The 20,475-nt window shown below is 61.3% G+C and carries 18 protein-coding genes and 1 pseudogene; 1 reads left to right on the forward strand and 18 read right to left on the reverse strand.

The window, feature by feature from the left end:
* Nucleotides 1-82: 82 nt before the first annotated feature.
* The 15 genes from OGM67_04235 to ispF all read right to left on the reverse strand — a co-directional run bounded on the left by OGM67_04235 (nt 83) and on the right by ispF (nt 16,335).
* Complete coding sequence (locus OGM67_04235; protein UYJ35548.1) at nt 83-328, reverse strand: RNA-binding S4 domain-containing protein; 246 nt, start codon at nt 326-328, stop codon at nt 83-85.
* A gap of 67 nt (nt 329-395) precedes the next feature.
* A complete protein-coding gene (locus OGM67_04240) occupies nt 396-668 on the reverse strand; it encodes an HU family DNA-binding protein (protein UYJ35549.1) in 273 nt (90 codons plus the stop codon).
* Nucleotides 669-740: 72 nt separating this feature from the next.
* Nucleotides 741-1,424, reverse strand: a complete 684-nt coding sequence (mazG, locus tag OGM67_04245) for a nucleoside triphosphate pyrophosphohydrolase (protein UYJ35550.1) — start codon at nt 1,422-1,424, stop codon at nt 741-743.
* Between the two features lie 111 nt (nt 1,425-1,535).
* Entirely contained in the window at nt 1,536-2,000 is a 465-nt protein-coding gene (locus OGM67_04250) for a zinc ribbon domain-containing protein (GenBank protein UYJ35551.1), read from the reverse strand.
* Between the two features lie 123 nt (nt 2,001-2,123).
* Nucleotides 2,124-3,050 (reverse strand): nucleoside kinase, encoded by a 927-nt coding sequence (locus tag OGM67_04255; protein ID UYJ35552.1) that lies wholly within the window; start codon nt 3,048-3,050, stop codon nt 2,124-2,126.
* Nucleotides 3,019-4,473 (reverse strand): coproporphyrinogen dehydrogenase HemZ, encoded by a 1,455-nt coding sequence (hemZ, locus tag OGM67_04260; protein UYJ35553.1) that lies wholly within the window; start codon nt 4,471-4,473, stop codon nt 3,019-3,021. Before hemZ ends, OGM67_04255 begins: the two co-directional genes overlap by 32 nt.
* On the reverse strand, nt 4,473-5,078 hold the full coding sequence (locus tag OGM67_04265; GenBank protein UYJ35554.1) for an MBL fold metallo-hydrolase: 606 nt from the start codon (nt 5,076-5,078) through the stop codon (nt 4,473-4,475). The genes hemZ and OGM67_04265 overlap by 1 nt, the downstream gene beginning before the upstream one ends.
* Nucleotides 5,079-5,100: 22 nt before the next feature.
* Complete coding sequence (dtd, locus tag OGM67_04270; GenBank protein ID UYJ35555.1) at nt 5,101-5,556, reverse strand: D-aminoacyl-tRNA deacylase; 456 nt, start codon at nt 5,554-5,556, stop codon at nt 5,101-5,103.
* Nucleotides 5,557-5,655: 99 nt separating this feature from the next.
* Nucleotides 5,656-7,836 (reverse strand): bifunctional (p)ppGpp synthetase/guanosine-3',5'-bis(diphosphate) 3'-pyrophosphohydrolase, encoded by a 2,181-nt coding sequence (locus tag OGM67_04275; protein ID UYJ35556.1) that lies wholly within the window; start codon nt 7,834-7,836, stop codon nt 5,656-5,658.
* A 146-nt stretch (nt 7,837-7,982) separates the two neighbouring features.
* The gene (recJ, locus tag OGM67_04280) at nt 7,983-10,016 is read right to left on the reverse strand and encodes a single-stranded-DNA-specific exonuclease RecJ (GenBank protein ID UYJ35557.1); all 2,034 of its coding nucleotides are present in this window, start codon (nt 10,014-10,016) and stop codon (nt 7,983-7,985) included.
* A 5-nt stretch (nt 10,017-10,021) separates the two neighbouring features.
* Entirely contained in the window at nt 10,022-11,236 is a 1,215-nt protein-coding gene (locus OGM67_04285) for a 5-bromo-4-chloroindolyl phosphate hydrolysis family protein (GenBank protein UYJ35558.1), read from the reverse strand.
* Nucleotides 11,233-12,831 carry an FAD-dependent oxidoreductase gene (locus OGM67_04290; GenBank protein UYJ35559.1) on the reverse strand — a complete coding sequence of 533 codons (1,599 nt, stop codon included), beginning with the start codon at nt 12,829-12,831 and terminating at the stop codon, nt 11,233-11,235. Before OGM67_04290 ends, OGM67_04285 begins: the two co-directional genes overlap by 4 nt.
* 135 nt (nt 12,832-12,966) lie before the next feature.
* The gene (locus OGM67_04295; protein ID UYJ35560.1) at nt 12,967-14,280 is read right to left on the reverse strand and encodes a CdaR family protein; all 1,314 of its coding nucleotides are present in this window, start codon (nt 14,278-14,280) and stop codon (nt 12,967-12,969) included.
* Complete coding sequence (gene cdaA, locus OGM67_04300) at nt 14,264-15,160, reverse strand: diadenylate cyclase CdaA (GenBank protein UYJ35561.1); 897 nt, start codon at nt 15,158-15,160, stop codon at nt 14,264-14,266. Before cdaA ends, OGM67_04295 begins: the two co-directional genes overlap by 17 nt.
* Before the next feature lie 38 nt (nt 15,161-15,198).
* Nucleotides 15,199-16,335, reverse strand: a complete 1,137-nt coding sequence (gene ispF / locus OGM67_04305) for a 2-C-methyl-D-erythritol 2,4-cyclodiphosphate synthase (GenBank protein ID UYJ35562.1) — start codon at nt 16,333-16,335, stop codon at nt 15,199-15,201.
* 218 nt (nt 16,336-16,553) lie between these two features.
* On the opposite strand from ispF, the gene OGM67_04310 reads away from it, so the two are divergent.
* Nucleotides 16,554-16,946, forward strand: coding sequence for a hypothetical protein (locus tag OGM67_04310; protein ID UYJ35563.1), 393 nt, complete (start codon nt 16,554-16,556; stop codon nt 16,944-16,946).
* A gap of 66 nt (nt 16,947-17,012) precedes the next feature.
* Here the strand turns inward: OGM67_04310 and OGM67_04315 are convergent, their stop codons facing one another.
* The 3 genes and pseudogenes from OGM67_04315 to OGM67_04325 form a co-directional block, all read right to left on the reverse strand.
* Nucleotides 17,013-18,335: a pyrimidine-nucleoside phosphorylase gene (locus tag OGM67_04315; GenBank protein UYJ35564.1), complete on the reverse strand. Its 1,323-nt coding sequence runs from the start codon at nt 18,333-18,335 to the stop codon at nt 17,013-17,015.
* A gap of 70 nt (nt 18,336-18,405) precedes the next feature.
* Complete coding sequence (locus OGM67_04320; GenBank protein UYJ36187.1) at nt 18,406-19,398, reverse strand: ABC transporter permease; 993 nt, start codon at nt 19,396-19,398, stop codon at nt 18,406-18,408.
* A 135-nt stretch (nt 19,399-19,533) separates the two neighbouring features.
* Nucleotides 19,534-20,292: pseudogene (locus OGM67_04325) on the reverse strand (ABC transporter permease).
* Between the last annotated feature and the right edge of the window lie 183 nt (nt 20,293-20,475).

Genomic DNA, 20,475 nt, shown 5'->3' on the forward strand with positions numbered 1-20,475 from the left:
GGCGGTCCCTCCCCTGCTTGGTTACAGTGATACTGTATGCGGCAGGCACCGCGTTTAGAACCCCGCGCCGGGCGGTGGGGCATTATTCCTCGATGATCTCAAACATTTCCCGTGCGACATCCTTGCCCTTCTGCTCCACATCGGACAGGACGCGGATCTTGACAGGGCGGTTGCCGAAGGTAACCTCAATGATGTCGCCGAGCTTTACGGTATAGCTGGCCTTGGCGGGCTTGCCGTTGACCAGCACGCGGCCCGCGTCCGCAACCTCGTTGGCAAGGGTGCGGCGCTTGATGACACGGCTGACCTTCAGGTATTTATCCAGACGCATAGATGTTTTCCTTTCGATACAAAACCGCCCCGCCGCAGGAGCGCGGCGGGGCGGAGCGGACCATTACTTACTGAACGGAGTCCTTCAGGGCCTTGCCGGCCTTGAAAGCGGGCAGCTTGGAGGCCTCAATGGTGATCTCCTCACCGGTCTGGGGGTTGCGGCCCTTGCGTGCAGGGCGCTCACGGACCTCGAAGGTGCCGAAGCCGACCAGTGCGACCTTGTCGCCCTCCTTCAGGGCGTTGGTGATGGCGTTCAGGGCGCTGTTGACAGCAGCCTCGGCGTCCTTCTTGGTCAGGTTAGCTTCATTCGCAACAGCGGCGATCAGTTCAACTTTCGTCATGGTATTATACCTCCAAAGTGTTATATCAGCAAAAAGCAGCTGCGGAAAACTCCGTCCCGCTCGGCTCACTTCTTAGCTTTCTGGGTTGTCGGCGTGCGCTGTGGTAAACGCAGCGTTGCATTTCTGCAGGGCCTGCTCCGGGTCGATGCCTGCACTGCGTGCAAGCGCCGCAGCGGCAAACAGCAGCTGGCCCATCGCCTGCTCCGCCCGGGCCTTGTCCGGTGCGGTCTCAACTGCCGCAGCCGCAGCAGCGACCGTATCGGCTGCCGACTCTGTCTGCACGCCGTAGCGGGCAGCGCGCCTTTGCAGCTTGGCGGCGCGCATCAGGGCAGGCAGCGCCTTGGGGACGCTTTCGAGATCATCTGCGAGGGTCAGACGGCCCTTTTCCTTATTCTTGAGCGAATCCCAATCTTTTATGCTCTCGTCCCCGCCAAAAATATGCGGGTGACGCTCTATGAGCTTGCGGCAGACACCGTCGCACACCTCGTCAAAGGTAAAGTGACCGGCCTCCCGCTCGATCTGCGCGTGAAAGACTACCTGCATCATCACATCGCCCAGCTCCTCACAGAGAAGCTCGGGGTCATTCAGGTCGATGGCATCCACTGCCTCGTAGGCTTCCTCAAGGAAGTTCATCCGGATCGAGGTGTGGGTCTGCACCTTATCCCATGGGCAGCCGCAGTCCGGATCCCGCAGGATCGCAATGATCGCTACCAGGTCGTCTGCCGTATACTGCTGTTTTTCGGGGTATGCGTTCATAGACCTTCTCCGCGCTCACAGAAATGCAATACGCTACATTTTACACAAATCGGCGGATTTGTCAAGCGTTGGCCGTCCGCCCGGCTGCATTTTTTCGCTGTAGTGTTATTTTTACAGCTGCGCGCCGCAATGGTTGCAGAACAGCGCGTCACCATCGACCTCGGCCTTGCAGACGGGGCAGATCTTGGTCTCGCCGCGCAGCTGGATGGGTTCCTCCTCGATCTCCTCCTCCTGCTCCTGCTCGGGGGCATCCTCGGCGGCGTCAGTAGCCTCCTGTGCCTCGACCTCTGCGCGCTCGTCCTCGGTCATGCCGGCCTTGATCTCCTCAATGGCCTTCTCGACCTCTGCCACGGCATCGATATACTTTTCGACCAGTGCGGGGTTCTCCTCACCGGCCTTGTGCAGGCTGTAAACCAGAGCGCCCAGCTGCCGCTGTGCCTTGGACAGTCGTGCCTGCTGGTTCAGAAGATCCAGCTTGTTTTTGCCCTTGTCTGCCAGATCCTGCGCCGTCTTTTTAGCGGAATCCACCAACTGCAGGCCCTGTTCCTTCAGCATCTCAATATCCAGTTCAAACATAGTCAAGCACCTCTTTCTTCTTGCCTGAACACGGCATCTGTGCCGTGCGATTTAGGTCTATTATAGCCTATTGCGGCGCGGTTTGCAACGCGCAAATGTATATTTTCCGTGAATTGTAAGGCATTATTTACCAATAAACTCCCGCAGCAGGCTGTTTTGGGGCACAAGCTCGGTGCCCAGCGCCGGAAATGCGTCAAACCTTGCGCGCAGGGCCTCCAGCTGGCGGGCCTGCACGGGGGTCAGCTCCGGGTCGGCAGGCATCGCGTCCAGCACGGTGCGCCACAGGCAGACCTCATAGGTGTGGGTCGTATCCAGCAGCAGGTTGGCGCGCGGCTTGTAGGGCTTGATGAACCGTTCCTCGCCCGCGCAGACATGGCCCCACAGCCCCAGCGTGAAGGCAGCCCCATGCCCGCGGAACAGGTAATCCCGCACGATGCGCCGCGCCAGCCGGATGTCCCGGGTGGCCAGACAGCAGGCATCGCTGCTGTCGGCGTATTCCTCCCGCAGGCCCGCATACAGGCAGAGGGCGGCCCCGGCAGGCAGTTCCTCGGTCAGGGCCGGGTTCAGGGCGTGCAGACCCTCGATGATGACCACACCGCCGCGGGCATCAATGCGGCGGGTGCCGCTGGGCTGCTGAAGTGTAAAGTCAAACACCGGTGCCTCACAGATGCCGGTTTTGTACAGCTCCTTCAGGCAAAAATGCAGTTGCTCCAGATCCAGTGACTCCAGACTCTCATAATCATCGCTGCCATCGGGATTTTTGGGGTATTTCCCCTCCCCGATATAAAAATCATCCAGACTGACGACCTGACTGCTGTGGCCGCGCGCCGCGATGGCCCCGGCGATCTTATGGGCCGAGGTCGTCTTGCCCGCAGCGGACGGGCCGGTCAGCATGACGATGCGCTGGCCTGCCGCCAGCACCTCATCGGCGATGCTCTCGATCTGGTCGTGATAATGCTGCTCGCTCAGGGCCGCCAGCTCCTGCGGGCTGCGCGCGGCCAGTGCCACAAGGTCACGGCTAATGAAGCGTTTGCGATGTGTAATGTGCATAGAAATCCTCCACGGCCTTTTTGCGGTCAAGCAGTTCCGCAAAGCGGTCGATGTACTCGGTGGGATATTTGAAGTTGAAGATGCGCTCGATCTTGCCGCGGCGCTGCCCCGGAATGACAAGCTTGGTGGAGCCGCCCGCACCGGCCGAAAGAATGGTGTGGACCTCTTCCATAATATAGATATTATACAGACACTCAAAACCCGGCTTGGCCCAGCCGATATTTTCCAGATTCTGCAGCGTGCCCTTCTGGCGGTACATATAGTAGGGTCGGTAGCCGGCCTCGGCCAGCATACTACAGCTGTCGAGCATGGCGGCAACATCGGCATAGTCAGCAGCGCGATGCTCGACCACGATGTTGGACGCCCGCTTGAGGGTCAGCGTGTGGACCGTGATGTTCTCCGGCGCAAGCGAGATGGCCTGACGCAGGCTGGCTGCAAAGCCTTCGACCGTGTCCCCCGGCAGGCCCGCGATCAGGTCCATATTGATGTTGGTGTGCCCTGCAGCGCGCGCGGCCGCAAAACAGTCGATAATATCCTGCGCCGTATGGCGGCGGCCGATGTTCTGCAAGACCGTGTCCGAAAAGGTCTGTGGGTTGATGGAAATACGCGTCGCGCCGTATTTTTTGATGATGCGCAGCTTTTCAGCATCGGTGCAGTCGGGGCGGCCGGCCTCAACGGTGTATTCGTCCAGTTTCGCTAAATCAAAGGTCTTAGCGATGTGGGACATCAGCTGTTCCAGCTGCGGCGCGTTCAGGCTGGTGGGCGTGCCGCCGCCGATATAGAAGGTGCGGATATGCAGCCCGGCGCGGTCGGCGGTCCGGCGGATGGCGGTCAGCTCCTCACAAAGCTTATCGACATAGGGCTGCACAAGCGCACGGGTGGCTTTATCCCCCACCGTGCGGGAGACAAAGCTGCAGTAGCTGCACCGGGTCGGGCAGAACGGGATGCCCGCATAGACGCTGCAGTCCATCGGGTCGGCGGCGTCCAGAACCGGCTTTTGCAGGTCGGCAATGCCGAGCGCAAGCGCAAACTTTTCCGGCGCGCAGCCAAAGTGGTCAAGGAAGCGCGCGCGTATCTCGTCCTCACCCGCACCGGCTGCGCGCATGTCGTGAATGATGCGCACCGGCCTCACACCGGTCATCATGCCCCATGGCGGCGTGATGCCGGTTGCCCGGCAGAGCATACCGTACAGCAGCCGGCACAGGGCGTACTCCGCATCCTCGCCCTGCGGGCGCAGGGCGGTTTGCCACTGCAGCTTACCGTTGAGGCGCAGCAGGGCCAGATCGGTGCATTGGTGGCTCTGCGCCAGCACAAAATCACCCTCCTGCGGGAGATTTTCCGACTTCTCCGCACCGGGGAAAAACAGCCGTGCGGTATGCTCAGCTTCATAGCCCGCTGCGGGGCCGCGTAAAATGATCTGCATCAAAACCATGCCTCATTCATATAAGGGTTGGAGCGGCGCTCCTGCCCAAGGGTGGTAAAATCCTCATGCCCGGGCAGGACTTTTGTTGCATCGGGCAGCGGCAGCTCTGCCAGCAGGGACAGGCTTTTTGCCATCTCCTGCATGCTGCCGCCGGGGAAATCCGTCCGCCCGCAGGAGCCTGCAAACAGCGTGTCGCCGCTGAACAGTAGCCCATAGCAGGACAGGCAGACGCCGCCCGGCGTGTGGCCGGGGGTGTGGTAGATCTTGAAGGTCAGCTCATCGATCGTAAGCTCGTCACCAGCCGGCCATGTGTCCGTGATGACATCGGGTGTCAGGGGCAGCAGCTGGCTGCCCTGCGCATCGGCAGGGTCCATATAGACCTTGCAGCCGGTTGCTTTTTTGAGGGCTGCCACCGCCCCCACATGGTCGTAGTGACCGTGGGTCAGCAGGATATGGCTCAGCGTTGCGCCCGCCTCGTCCAGCGCCTTCTGATAGGTGGCAGGCTCGGCCGCGGCATCGATCAGGATGCCGTGCTTGGCGTTCGTGATAATTAAAAAGGTATTCGTGTACAGCGGCGGAACGCCGTGGATATGCTGGATGTTCATTGCGTCCTCCCTTGAATTTTGCTTACTTTTTCCACTCGTCGGTATCGATCACGATGGTCACCGGGCCATCGTTCACAAGGTCGATCTGCATGTCCGCGCCGAATTCGCCGTGCTTGACCTCCTGCAGGCCCTGCCGATTCATCTCATCAAGGAATTTTTCATAGCACGGCACCGCCAGTTCCCCCTTGGCGGCATGGCTGAAGCCTGGGCGCTTGCCTCTGGCCGTATCACCGTACAGGGTGAAGTTCGACACCACCAGCGCCGAATAGCCCAGCTCGACCGCGCTGCGGTTCAGCTTGCCATCCTCGTCCTCAAAAATGCGCAGGTGCGCGCATTTGTCAGCCAGCTTCGGCACAATATCGATCTCATCGGTTTCACGCACGCCCAGCAGGATGACCAGACCCGGGCCGATGGCGCGCGGCTCGCCGCCGTTGACCGTAACGCTTGCGCGGGTTACGCGCTGAATGATTGCTCGCATAGGGTGCTCCTTCCATGTAAGGCTTCCCCCTTGGGGGAAGCTGGCGCCGTAGGCGACTGATGAGGGGCACCTTCCCCCCTCAGGGGAAGGCCTTCAAACTCAGTTCCTCGTCACACTGACGACATCCTTGATCTTTTTCAGGCGGGCCACAACGCTGTTGAGATGCTCGGTGTTGGTGATGCCCACCGTCACGCTCATCCGGGCACGCCCCTGCTCGGCGGCGCGCGCCGTCAGCGAGTAGATGGGCACACGCATATCGCCCAGCGCCAGCGCCACATCCGACACAAGGTTCGGGCGGTCCATACAGACGATATCGAGCGTTGCCTTATAGCTTTCGCGGGCCTCGTCATCCCAGTAGGCGCGGACCCAGCGGTCGATATTCTCGGGGTGGCGCATGCTCTCGCGGGCGTTGGCGCAGTCCCGCTTATGGATGGAAACACCAAACCCGCGGGTGACAAAGCCGATGATCTCATCGCCGGGCAGCGGTGAGCAGCACTTGGCGAACTTGATGGGGCAGTTGTCGATGCCCTCCACCACGACGCCCTCGGAGGAGTGCATCCGCTTGAGCTCGACCGTGACCGGCCGCGGCTCGGTGGTCTGCAGCTTGGTGTACTCCTCCTTCAGCTTGGGCAGCATGCGGGAGAGCTGCAGCCCGCCGTAGCCGATGGCGGCGTACATCTCCTCCACACTGTTGCAGCGGTTGCGGCGGGCCAGCGCCTCCATAAAGACGGGGCGCTGCTCATCACTCAGCGTCATGAGGTTGCGGCGCATCTCGCGCTCAAGCGCATCGCGCCCCTCTTGGACATTTTCCTCCCGCCGCTCCTTTTTAAACCAGTTGCGGATCTTATTTTTGGCCTCGCTCGTCTTGACGATGTTGAGCCAGTCACGGCTGGGGCCGCGGTTTTCAGGGCCGGTGATGATCTCGATGATCTCACCGGTCTGGACCTTGTGGTCGATCGGCACGATGCGGTTGTTGACCTTTGCGCCGATCATGCGGTTGCCGACAGCCGAATGGATGGCGTAGGCAAAGTCGATGGTCGTGGCACCGGCCGGCAGGTTGATGACATCTCCGCGCGGGGTAAAGGCAAATACCTCCTCCGGCAGCAGGTCGCTCTTGATGTCACTGAGCAGGTCGGTGGCATCCGCACTCGAGCGCTGGCTTTCCAAAAGCTGGCGCACCCACGCCAGCCGCTCATCCAGCTTATCGCCGCTGCCGGTGATGCCGGCCTTGTACTTCCAGTGGGCGGCGATGCCGTACTCCGCCATGCGGTCCATATCCCATGTGCGGATCTGCACCTCAAACGGGATGGCCTCGCGGCCGATGACTGTCGTGTGCAGGGACTGGTAGCCGTTGGGCTTCGGGGTCGAGATGTAATCCTTAAAGCGGTTCGGCAGCGGATGGTACATATCGTGGATCAGACCCAGCGCCGTGTAACACTCGGGGACATTGTCCAGAATGATGCGGACGGCGTAGATGTCGTAGATCTCCTCAAAGTCCTTGTTCTGCATATACATCTTGCGGTAGATGCCGTAGATGCTCTTGACGCGGTGGCGGATGGTGGCCTTCTGGATGCCGTTTTCCGCCAGATGCTTGGCGATGGTATGGCAGACCTGATGCAGAAACTCATCGCCGTGCTTGTTCAGCAGGTCACGGATCGTCTCATAGCCGACCGGGTCCAGATAGTGCAGGCTGCGGTCCTCCAGCTCCTCCTTGATGTTGGAGATGCCGAGGCGGTGGGCGATGGGCGCATAGACCTCCATCGTTTCAAGGGCCTTGTCGCGGCGCTTCTGCTCCGGCCAGGCGTCACCGGTGCGCATATTGTGCAGCCGGTCGCAAAGCTTGATGATCATGACGCGGACATCCTGACTCATCGCCAGCAGCATCTTGCGCAGGTTCTCAGCCTGACGGTCCTCGACATTGGAGAACTTGATCTGGGTCAGCTTGGTAACGCCGTCAACAAGCAGCGCGACCTCGGGGCCGAACTTCTGCCGGATCTCCGTTACCGATACGGGGGTATCCTCCGCCACATCGTGCATCAGGGCTGCAGCAATGCTCTCGCTGTCCATACCCAGCTCCACAAGGATCTGCGCCACGGAAAGCGGATGACAGATATACGGCTCGCCGCTGCGGCGGCGCTGCTCACCATGCGCCTTGGCGGCCAGCTCGTAGGCGCGGTCGATCATCTCAAAGTCATACGGACGGCCGCTGTCGATCATACTTGCCTTCAGGTCGTCATAGGTGATGGGCATTTTTACTTCCTGCACGGTTGTGTTTTCCATGGTCCATTCCCTCTCCGTTTTTATAAAATCGCACAGCTCTTTGCAGGGGTCGATGCTCGGCATCGACCCGGGAACATCGCCGTTGTCGCCACGCTCCGCGGGCGGATGCGAGCATCCGCCCCTACAATCCCGGATAAAACCGCGTTTTATCCTTGTTTCGCCATGGTCGCCAAACGCTGCAAAACCGGCGCACTGGCCAGATCCTGCTTGGTCGTGACCGGCACAGGCAGCCAGCGGCCGTCCTGCTCCTCGATCAGGCCCAGCTCCTGCAGTGCGGTCAGGCTGGCCAGCATACGGCCGGTGTTCTGCACGCCCTGCGCCGCAAACACCGGCTGCAGGTCCGCTGCAGCCACCTGCCCCGTGCGGATGCGGCGGTAGAGCGCCACGGTGTCGGCACGGTCCGGCAGCAGCACAGCGGCGCGGTCTGCAGGCAGGGTGCCGCCGGTGCGGAACGCTTCAAACCATGCGGCCTGCTCGCTGGGGGTATTGCCCAGCCCGGCAGGGCGGATGGCCTTGAGATGCGCCGACACCATCGGCCCGCTGCGCCCGTTGAAGATCGACACCTCGAGGGCAGCCTCGACCTCGCTGCCCACCGGGTAGGCAAACGCCTGCGGTGCAACGCCGAAGGTCGATGCAAACAGGGTATCGCTGCCCTGCCGCAACCGCAGGCGGGTGTGCCGCCCCTCGCTGCCCATCGGCCAGATGCCGTCCACAAAGGCGTGCTGCACCAGCAGCACCGGTGTGGGGTTCTCGCGGCCGAAGGGGGCCAGACGGCCAAGCTCCTGCACATTGTCAAGGCTCAGCTCTCCCAGCGTTACGGCGGCATCAAGCTGCAGGCTGACGGCCTCGGGCTGCGCGGCGTGGTCGGCAGCCCAGGCATTGATGGCCTGACGGAAGGCGGGCAGGTTGTCCTCCTCAATTTCGACACCGGCTGCTGCCGCATGGCCGCCGAAACGGGTCAGATACTGTGCGCACCCTGCCAGCGCGCTGTGCAGATCAAACGGGTCAGGGGCACGGCCGCTGCCGCGTCCCTCGCCCTCATGCATCGAAATAACGATGACCGGGCGGCCGAACCGCTCCATAAGGCGCGCGGCCACGATGCCGATGACACCGGGGTGCCAGTCCTCACCGCTGACGACAAGCACCCGGTCCCGGGTTCGGGCGGGGTCTTTTTCCAGCGTCTCCAACGCGGCAGCAAATACCTGCTGCTCGGTTTGCTGACGCTCGGTGTTGATCTCTGCCAGACGGTCCGCAATGCCGGTTGCCTGCTCCTCGTCCCCGCAGAGCAGCAGCTTAAGCGCCACGGCAGCATTATCCATGCGGCCCGCCGCGTTCAGGCGCGGGGCCAGGCTGTAGCTTACCGTATCCGCCGTGACCGGCTTTCCGGCACAGCCGGCGCTTTCCAGCAGGGCGTGCAGGCCGGGGCGCATCGTATCCTGCAGAAGGTCCAGCCCCTCCCGGACGATGGTGCGGTTTTCCCCCACCAGCGGCATGACATCGGCTACCGTGCCGAGCGCGGCAAGCTCGCCGTACATCTCCAAAAGCTCGGCAGGGTCGCAGCCCTCCAGCGCGGCGCAGAGCTTAAAGGCAACGCCCGCACCGCACAGATCCTTAAACGGGCTTTCATCGTCGGCCCGCTTGGGGTCCACCACGGCAACGGCATCGGGCAGCGTATTGCCCGGCAGATGGTGGTCGGTGATGATAAGGTCCAGCCCCAGCTCTCTGGCGCAGGCTGCCTCCTCCACGGCGGAGATGCCGTTGTCCACCGTCACGACCAGCTTGAAGCCCTTCTGTGCCAGCGATTCAAGCGCAGCGCGGGTCAGGCCGTAGCCGGAACCGCGCGTGGGCAGCTTGCAGCGCACATGCGCGCCCTGACTGGTGAGACATTCGTACAAAATAGCCGTTGCCGAAATACCGTCCACATCATAGTCACCGTAGATGACCATGAGCTCCTCGTTTTCAACAGCCTGTTCGATGCGGGCGACTGCTTTGTCCATATCCTTGAGCAGGAACGGATCACTGAGCGGCTCGCCCTGCCCCAGCAATGCCTGCGCAGCGGCGGGCTCGGTACAGCCGCGGGCGGCCAGCACCCGGCGCAGCAGTACACCGCACCCGGCACCCGCCAGCGAGGTTTCGGCGGCGGGATCGCCCTTTTTCAGTTGCCACGCAGGGTAATTCATACAGTTTAACTCCTTGTGTTAAAATCAGATTCAAAATCATGGGTCAGGCCGTCCTGCCGCAGCATCGTTTCCAGCGTGTCGATCTCGGTCGAAACATCCATGCTCACATCCTGCAGCAGCGTATCATACAGCTTTGCATATGCCTGATTCAGCGTGTGCAAAATGCCGGTGATGTCGCGGCGTATCTCAGCGGCATTGGCGGTGTCCGTATCGCCAAGACCTTGCGCTGTATCGAGCAGCTTGCGGGTCGTGGGCAGGTAATATTCGCGGAAGCGGCGCACCCGGCCAAGCTGCTCGGGGTGGTTATGCACAAAGCCAAGAATGGACGCGCAGATCTTGCGCATCTGCACCAATTCTTCATCGGCATCGCTGCTCAGTCTGCCGCAGCAAGCCTTTAAATAGTTCAGAAAATCCACGCCCTCGCGCTGGAACTGCTCGGCCTCGGTCAGCGGCGCAGCAGATGCCGGCTGCGGTGCGGCAGCGGGCTGCGGCGCGGATGGCAGGAGCGAATCATCCAGATAGAGGGTGCTGTAATCATCGGAAATGGCAGCGTTGGGAAGATCCCCGTTCGCCACAGCCTTTGCAACGGTTTCATAGGCCTTTTCCTGCTTGATCTGCGCCTTGCGGGCCAGCGCGGGCAGGTCGCAGGTCCAGTCATTGGCAGCGCGCAGCAGCTTGCGCAGGCGGCCGAAATAGGCCAGCTTTTTCATACCCACGATGGCCATAAAGAGGAAGCCGAGCGTTGCGGGGGTAAATACGGCCGTCAGAATCGGCAGGGCTATAAAATCCTGTTGGGAAAGCCCCAGCGGCCCTGCGCCGACTGCCGTCAGGATGCCCAGCACGAGCGCCGTGATGCCAAAGCAGCCCGTAAAGGTCCAGCCGAGCGCCGTCAGCGCAATGCCGACAGACTGGCCGCCGTTTTTCCACTTGCGCTCCAGACGGCGTTTCCACGCGGAGAAGCTGTCGGGCTGCTTCACGCCCATGGCATCGCCCGCCTGCTCCAGCGCGTTGGCAATGCTGCCCAGCACGGAGGAGCCGATTTTGCTGCCCATCTCGACCGCATTGTCGATCACATCGCCAAGGTCGTAGTTATATTCGTAGTTATATTCGTAGTTATATTCGTAATTGTGTTTGTTGTCTGGCATGGTTTGTCCCATCTGTTTGTTTTTATCGTCTGCTGCCGTGCGGCGGTCAGAGGACTGACCGCCGTCTCGGGTCATTCTGCAGGTGCCCAATTCTTCATCAGCTCGGCGGCGCAGCGCACACCATCGACGGCAGCGGTCATGATGCCGCCTGCATAACCGGCACCCTCACCGCAGGGGTAAAGGCCGCTCAGGCCGGTACACTGCAGGTCCTCTTTGCCGCGTTCAAGGCGCACCGGGCTGCTGGTGCGGGTCTCAAGACCCGTCAGCACGGCATCGGGGGCGCGGTAGGCTGCCAGCTTACGGCCAAAGGCCGTCATACCCTCGCGCAGGGCACCGCCCAACTCCGTGGGGAGCAGGTTGCCGAGATCGCAGGGCGTCACACCCCGGGGGTAGGTCGGCTCCACACGGTCCAGCGCCAATGCGCTGCCCCCCGCCAAAAAGCTGCCGACCGTCTGCGCCGGGGCGCGGTATTCCCCGCCGCCTGCGCGGTAAGCGGCCTGCTCAAGCTGACGCTGGAACGCCACCGCCTGAACCGGATCGTTGTCAAAGTCACTGCCGTCCACGCTGACGACCACCGCCGCATTGGCGTTTTTGCCATCGCGGGCGTGCAGGCTCATGCCGTTGGTGACAACGCCGCCCTCCTCACTGGCGGCGGCGCAGACCGTGCCGCCCGGGCACATGCAGAAGGTATAGACGCAGCGCCCGCCGCTGACATGCTGGCTGAGCTGGTACTCGCCCTTCGGCAGCGCCGGGTGCCCTGCCGCACCGTGGTACAGGCTTTTGTCGATCTCCGTCTGCAGATGCTCGGCGCGGAAGCCGACCGAGAAGGGCTTGCACGCAAGCGGCAGGCCCAGCTCATGCAGCATGGCAAAGGTATCCCGGGCGCTGTGCCCCACGGCAAGGATAAGCTGCTCACAGGCAACGCTGCCTGCCGTAGTATCAATGCCGGTCAAGGCACCGTTTCGGATCTGCAGGCCGGTCAGCGCCGTGTTGAACCGCACCTCCCCGCCCAGAGACTCTATCTCCCCGCGGATGCTGCGGATCACATCCCGCAGAAGGTCGGTGCCGACATGCGGCTTTTGCCGCCAGGCAATATCTGCCGGCGCGCCGTGGTCGAGGAACGCCCCCGTCACAAAGGCACATAGCGGGTCGCCGACACGGGTGGTCAGCTTGCCGTCCGAGAAGGTCCCCGCGCCGCCCTCGCCAAACTGGATGTTGGCATTCGGATCCAGCTCACCGGTCTTTTCAAAATGGCTGACCGCGCGGATACGCTCATCAAGGGCGGGGCCGCGCTCCAGCACCAGCGGGCGGTAGCCACTGCGGGCCAGCAGCAGCGCGGCAAAGAGGCCCGCCGGGCCAAGGCCCACGACCACCGGGCGGTGTGCCAGCGGCATTTTGCCCCGGGGAAAGGTAAAGGCAGGCGGCTGTGTGAAACAGACGCAGGGCGAGGCCCCGGCCAGCGCCGATTCCTCACCCTCGTCCTTGAGTGTGACTGCGATGGTGTAGACAAGCACCGGCGCACCGTGCCGGGCGTCCACGCTGAGCTTTGCCACACCGCAGTGCGCCGCCTTGCGGGCGGGCACGCGGAGAATGGCCAAAGCCTTGGCCGCCGCCTCGGCGTCCGGGTCGGGGCAGGTCAGCGGCAGGCGGATATTGCGGACTAGAAGCATAGATAAGGTTCCTTAAACGATGGTATTTTGTATGCGCCATGTAGGGGCCGGACATGTCCGGCCCTCGGCTTTCCCGTTATAGAGCGGTTTCCTGTAGGCTGCGGGCCGGGCATGCCCGGCCCCTACTGCGTTGCGTTACTTCGATGTGACCTCGCACTGGACGGTATAGCTGCCGGTGGCAAAGATGCGGGTCGCGGACGGGATCTGGATGCTGACGGCAATCGTCTGCTGGCCCACTGTCAGGTTCAGGCTCTGGCAGTCGATCTGCGCCACAATGCTGTCGGCGTTCAGCTTTTCGATCTCATCCGCCGGGCCGTAGAGCGTGACGCCGCTGACAAGGCTGGAGAGTATCTGCAGCTCATAGTTGCTGGGCACATTGATGGCGCGGATGTTCGATACATTCAGCTTGGTGGAGCCCATCTCGGAGGTGTCAAAATCCAGCGTCACATTGGTCACACCGTCCAGCGAAACGATACCGGCCGGCAGCTCAATCAGACGCTGGTAGTCGCGGCCCGGCTCAAACTCGCGGGCAAGGTCAAAATCGGTGACGGTCAGGGATTCCAGCGTGCTGATGGTGCGGGCCGGGCCTGCCACGCGCAGCGTCTGTTGGGTGAGCGAATAATGCAGGCTTTCCACATCAAAGCCGTTCGGCGTGCCGATGAAGTCCACCTTGAGCGGCAGCTCCCGCACCTGATAAACGGTCAGTGTCACATTGGCGGAGTCGCTCTCCATCGAGATATACTGCGGCGTAAAGACATTGCCGACCTCATCCCGCAGCTGCAGGGTTGCGGGCACGGTCGTGGTATCGGCCAACTCGCCGTCGATCTGCACAGGGGCCACGATGCTGGACACCTGATCCAGTTCGCTCGTGGGGCCGCGCAGCGTGATCTCAGCGGGCACAGCAGTGGTCTTATTGAGCATATAGCCGTTGGAGATCGGCACGGCGGAGGCGTCCACCGTGACCGGGAAGGTCTTTTCGCTCACCTCATCAAAGACAACATCAATCGTATCGGGGCTTTCGACCGTACACTCGATGTCCCCGGGGAAGTCGGTCGTGTTGGTCACGCGGGCCTGCAGGCGCAGCGTCACCTTGCCCGGGCCGCTGACACCGGCATAGCTGGGATAGACCATGATGTCGGAGTTCTGAATGTTGCCGATGATCGTGCCATTGCCCTCGACCTTGACGGTAACGCCCTCGAGGTCAGGCTTTTCCACGATGTCCAGCCCCTGAGAGGTGTAGGCGGAGGCACCGCTGGTGTAGTTGATGGGTACCTTGGTCACTGTCTTGGAGCCTTGGGGGTCGATGTAGACCGTTACAATGGTCCAAGTCGCAAAGCCCATGATGAGCGCCAGCACCATCATAAAGACTGGGTTGTTCCAGAAGGTGCGCGGTCCCTTGGGCACTGCCCCCATCGGCCCCGGGGCGGCGGGCTTATTCGGGCTTGGCATGGTTCAGTGCACCTCCCTTGCGCAGCAGCCTTTGCAGCGGCGAGGCCTTTTCGGCCTCGGCTTCCTCAGGGGGAACGATCTCCTCCTGCAGCAGATTGAACAGGTTCTGACGGTCCAGACGGCGGATCAGAACGCCGTTTTTGGCCATCGAGATAATGCCGGTCTCCTCACTGACAATGACAACGATGGCATCGGAATTCTCACTCATACCAAGACCGGCGCGGTGGCGGGTACCCATATCCTTGCCCATCTCGAGGTTGTTGGACAGCGGCAGCACGCAGCCGGCCGCAACGATCACACCGTCCCGAATCACGACTGCACCGTCATGCAGGGGCGTCCCCTCATAGAAGATCGTTCCCAGCATTTCGGGGATCACATCGGCGTGCATCGGCGTGCCGGTGCGGATGATCTCGTCCAGATTGTTGTTGCGCTCAAGCACCATCAGGGCGCCCGTGCGGGTGTCCGAAAGCTGCTCTGCCGCATCGCAGATTGCAACGACAGCGCTCTGCCATGCACCGCGCAGCGAGGGGTCGCTGCGCCGATTGCCGAGCATCAGGTTGGCCCACATCGTGCTTTGGCCCATCCGCTCCAGCGTGCGGCGCAGCTCCGGCTGGAAGATGACCACCGCAGCCATAAAGCCGATGGTGATGACATTGTTCAGCGCCCATGTGACGGTCTTTAGGTTCAGCATAACCGCCAGACCGTAGAACACCAGAATCAGAAGGATGCCCTTGACAAGCTGGCCCGCGCGGGATTTGCGGGCGAACTGCAAAAGCTGGTAAAACACAAACGATATGATCAGGATGTCCAGCGTGTCGGACAGCGGGTCAAAGGTGCGCAAACTGCTTAAAATAGCGTTGAGCGTCTGGTTGGGCAGCATGGTTGCCGCGTCCCCCTTTCCGGGTCAGGATGATGGTTTCACTCGATCAGTGCAACGGCGTGGGCGGCAATGCCAAGACCCTCGCCGGTAAAGCCGAGATGCTCCTCGGTCGTGGCCTTGACGCTGACGGCGTCCGCCGGCAGACCGAAGGCATCGGCAATCTTCTCGCGCATTGCGGGGATGTGGGGGGCCAGCTTCGGGCGCTGGCAAAGAATCGTTGCATCAATGTTGCCGACCCTGTAGCCGTGGGCGGCGATGATCTTTGCCACCTCGCGGGTCAGCTGCAGCGAGTCCGCACCCTTGTAGGCGGGGTCGTTGTCGGGGAAATGCTGACCGATGTCCCCCAGCGCCGCCGCACCCAGCACGGCATCCATGACCGCGTGCAGCAACACATCGGCATCGGAATGACCCAGCAGGCCCTTTTCAAACGGGATCTCAACGCCGCCCAGAATGAGCTTGCGGTCCTCTACTAAGCGGTGAACATCATATCCGTGGCCAATGCGCATGGTTTTCTCCTTTTGTAGATCCTCTTTGGTGGTGATCTTGTAGTTGGCGTAATCGCCCTCGGTCAGGGTGACGGGCAGGCCCGCCAGCTCAAACAGGCTGCAATCATCGGTGACAAGGCTTGCCTTTTCGCCGGTAACTGCCGACAGCGCCTGCAGATACAGGCTGCGGCGGAAGCACTGCGGCGTCTGCACAGCATAGAGCGATGCGCGGTCGGGCGTTGCAGCTACACGGCCTGCCCCGTCCGCGATCTTGATGGTATCCTTGACAGGCACGGCGGGTGCCGCCGCGCCGTCCGCCGCCGCAGCCATCAGCGCGGCATCGATGACCGCCTTGCTGACGAAGGGGCGGGCAGCATCATGGATGGCAACCAGCTCCCCCTCTGCCGCAGCAAGGCCGCTGCGCACACTGTCGGCGCGGGTCGCACCGCCCTGCACGACCGTGCAGGGCTTGGGGCAATGCACGGCGATGGCCTCGCAGGCGGCGCGGTTGCCGCCGCAAACCAACACGAGCTGGGTGACAGCCGGGTGGGCGGCCAGCGCGGCGCAGCTGGTTTCCAGCACGGTGCGGCCATCCGGCAGGCGGAAGCTGAGTTTGTCAAACCCCATTCTACGGGATGCCCCCGCAGCCACCACAATGGCAGTCACGGCAGGCAGATTCATTTCTTTCATGGGCACACTGCCCCCTTTACCTATGTATAATAAATATTATACAGGGTTATACCAAAAAAATCCACTAAAATCCAGATGATTTTTTGTGGGAAATGAAAAAATCCCCATCGCTGCGGGGCGTCCCCCGAAGGTCAACCAGCCCGCCGCTGTAAGCCCGCCTTGCGAAACGCCGGCGCTTGCAGTATAATAGTTTCATCTTAGTACAGGAGGGGCACACGATGACTGCCAACGCTGCCGATTTTGCCGGGTCCGGATGCGGACGCCGCTATGAAAAAGAACTTGAGACCCACTTCCGCGATTGCCTGCTGTTCTATCTGGACGGGCGCATCCGCTTTGAGCGGTACTGCTACGGCGAGGCCGCCTGCCTTGTGTTCAGCGTATGGGCCCACGGCTTTGACGCAGATGGGAAAATTTTGTGGGATCACGAGCCGGAGTTTGAAAGCCAGCAAAAAGCGATCCCCCGCGTGTTGACTGACATCCGCGCCGAGGACGGCGCCTTGCAGTTTGACGATGCATTTAAGCATTACGTCCAGACTGAGGAATTTGCCGAGGACAAGGCGAATGGGTATGGCAAGTGGAAGGTATTCTGGCTGAGGAGAAAGAGGAAATAAAAAATTCCTGCAACGCAGAAAATGTTGCAGGAATTTTTTGTTGTTTGTGAGGAAGGGATTTTCAATTTAGAATTTTTCTACCCCTTCACTGGTAACGCGGGCGTAGATCAGCGGCGGGACGGTGGGCTTTTCGTCACGGATGACAAGACCGCCGCGGTACATCTCCTCCGCGGGGGCAAACAGAGCCTCGTCATCGGCGTAGAGGGTGCAGATGCTCTCTCCTGCACTGACATGATCGCCCAGCTTTTTGTGCATCGTGATGCCTGCGGCAAAGTCGATGCTGTCCTCCTTCTTGATGCGGCCTGCACCCAGCAAAACGCTGGCATTGCCGATGCGCTCGACATCGTTTTTGTAAATGTATCCATCGGCGGGGGCGGTCAGCTCATAGCTGTACTTTGCCTTTCGGAATTTGCTGGCGTCCTTCAGCACGCTGATGTCGCCGCCCTGCGCGGCAAACATCTGGCAGCACTTTTCAAAAGCGGAGCCGTCGGCGATGACGCCCTCAGCCAGCTTGCGGCAGGTCGGCATATCGCCCTTGCCCGCCAGCACCAGCATATTGCTAGCCAGCTGCAGGCATACCTCGGTCAGATCGGCCGGGCCCCTGCCCTGCAGGACGGCCATGCTCTCGGCTACTTCAAGCGAGTTGCCGATGTTTTTGCCCAAGGGCTTATCCATATCGGTAATGAGCGCCGCGACCTTGCGACCGTGCGCCGTGCCGATTGCGACCATCTGGCGCGCCAACTCAAGGGCGCTGTCCAGATCCTTCATGAAGGCGCCGTCCCCCATCGTCACATCGAGCAAAATGGCGTCTGAACCGGCCGCGAGCTTTTTGGACATGATGGAGGATGCAATCAGCGGAATACAGCCGACCGTGGCGGTCACATCGCGCAGGGCGTAGATCTTTTTGTCAGCCGCAGCGATCTTGCCGCTCTGTCCGATAACCGAAATACCGATCTCATTGACCTGCTTAAAAAACTCCTCCTGTGTCAGGCTGGTGCGGGTGCCGGGCACTGCCTCCATCTTGTCGATGGTGCCGCCGGTGTGGCCCAGCCCGCGCCCGCTCATCTTGGCGATCTTGACGCCGCAGGCCGCCACGATGGGCGCAATGACGAGCGTGGTCTTGTCCCCCACGCCGCCGGTGGAGTGCTTGTCCGCCTTGATGCCCGCGATGGCGGACAGATCGACCATATCGCCGGAGCGGGCCATGACATCGGTCAGTACGGCAGTCTCCTCATCGGTCATGCCGCGCAGATAGATGGCCATGAGCAGCGCCGACATCTGGTAGTCTGGCACATCCCCGGCCACATAGCCGTTGACCGCAAAGGAAAGCTCCTCACGGTTCAGCGTGCCGCCATCGCGTTTTTTGGCGATAATATCATACATTCGCATAAGCTTGTCTCCTTCAAAAAAGCACAGGCCGCCCGGCTGTAGGCGTCGGGCGGCCTGTGTATCGTTTGTATCAGCGGCTGCCCTTATCGTAGGGGATACCCTCGGCCTTGGGGGCCTGAGAGTTTTTGGAGGTAAAGATCAGCACGATCATCGTGACGATATACGGCAGCATCTGGTAGAAGTTGGAGATCTCCTTGACACCCTCAAACTTCGGCAGGAAGGACAGCGACGAAGAGTACGCCGCAATGACCTTGAACAGTGCGAAGAAGAGCGACGAGGCCAGAATCGGGAATGGTTTCCAGTTGCCGAAGATCATGACAGCCAGCGCCAGGAAGCCGTAGCCGCCGACATCGGAGTTGAAGCCGGAGCCGGCCGCCACCGTGTAGGCCAGACCGCCGACACCGCCGAGGAAACCGGAGATGAGCACACCGGCGTAGCGCATCTTGTAGACATTGATGCCCACAGAATCCGCCGCCTGAGGATGCTCGCCGCAGGCGCGCAGACGCAGGCCGAAGCGGGTCTTGTACATCACAATGTAGGCTGCGATGAACAGAACGATGGCCACCGGAGTCGTCAGATAGAAATACTTGAAGATGAGGTTGTTCCAGAAGCTGGGGCCGTCCACCGGGGCAAGGCCGAAGGTATCGCGGGTAATGCGCACCCAGCTGGGGATCGAGATAGTCGTCAGGCCCTGACCCTGAATCGCCCAAGTCATAACAACGGCGAAGGCGGGCGCAAACTGGTTCAGGGCCGTGCCGCCGATGGTCTGATCGGCCTTCAGGTTGATGGCCGCGAAGCCCAGCAACAGTGAGAAGATCATGCCCGTGACGCCCGCCACAAGGATGGCGATGAGCATGGAAATCTGCGGGTGCGCGGAACCGAAGCCGCTCTGGTCAAGCCCCTGCAGCGTGAAGCAGGCGAACAGCGCGCCGATGATCATCATGCCCTCAAGCGCGATGTTGATGACGCCGGAATGCTCGCTGAACATACCGCCCAGCGCGACGAGCAGCAGCGGCACTGCGAACAGAATCGTCAGACTGATAATGTTGGCAGCGATCATCATTTGGCAGCGCCCCCCTTTCTCTTTGCGGCCGGAGACCGCCTTGGCGATCACGCCGCGCATCAGCAGCGCAAAGGCCGCCAGATAGATGATGACAGCGATCACGATGTCAATGGTCTCCGAGGAGTAGGCGGGCTGCATGGCCGCGCCGCCGACCTGAATATAGCTGATGAAAAGCGCCGAGAAAATCGTGCCGATGGGGTTGGAGCTGGCCAGCAGCGCCACGGGAATGCCGTTGAAGCCCATGCCGAGAATGGATTTTTCCAGCACATACTGCCCCGTACCGGCCAGATAGTAGATGCCGCCGCCGATGCCGGACAGCGCACCCGAAATGACCATAGAAAGCACGATGTTGCGCTTGGAATTGATGCCCGCATACTGGGCGGCATCCCGGCTGAGACCGCAGGCCTTCAGCTCATAGCCAAAGGTGGTCTTTTGCAGCACGACCCAGACGAGGACAGCAAAAACAATCGTAATGATGATAGAAATGTTGATCCAGCTCGAATTGCCGAACAGTGCGGCAAACGGCCCCTTGGGCAGGACAGCCCCGGGGTTTGCAGCGGACAGCGCCGCCGTGCGGTCCGAGTTGGACGCGCCCCAGGCAGAAGCCAGCATAGTGGGGGTGTTGGCCAGCAGCAGGTTCACAAGGTACATGCCGATCCAGTTGAACATGATGGCGGTGATGACCTCGTTGACATTGAAGTACGCCTTGAACAGGCCCGGGAAGATGCCCCAGATCGCACCGCCGACAGCGCCCGCCAGCAGGCAGACGAACCACGGCATCTGGAACTGAATGGCACACAGCAGTGCGAAGAATGCGCCCATCGTATACTGACCGGACGCGCCGATGTTGAACAGGCCGGTCTTGAAGGCAAAGCCGACCGACAGGCCGCACATCATCAGCGGCGCTGCCTGATACAGCACCTTGCCCAGCTTATCCATATTGGAAAAGCCGGTCGTCATCATGGCTTTCATGCCGCCCACGGACGCGCCGGGGTTCAGCAACACCAGCAACACAAAGCCCAGCACCAGACCGATGACGATGGACAAAAGGCTTGCCAGCACGCCTACTACAGCGGG

This window comes from Oscillospiraceae bacterium, assembly GCA_025757985.1.
Lineage (GTDB): Bacteria > Bacillota > Clostridia > Oscillospirales > Ruminococcaceae > Gemmiger.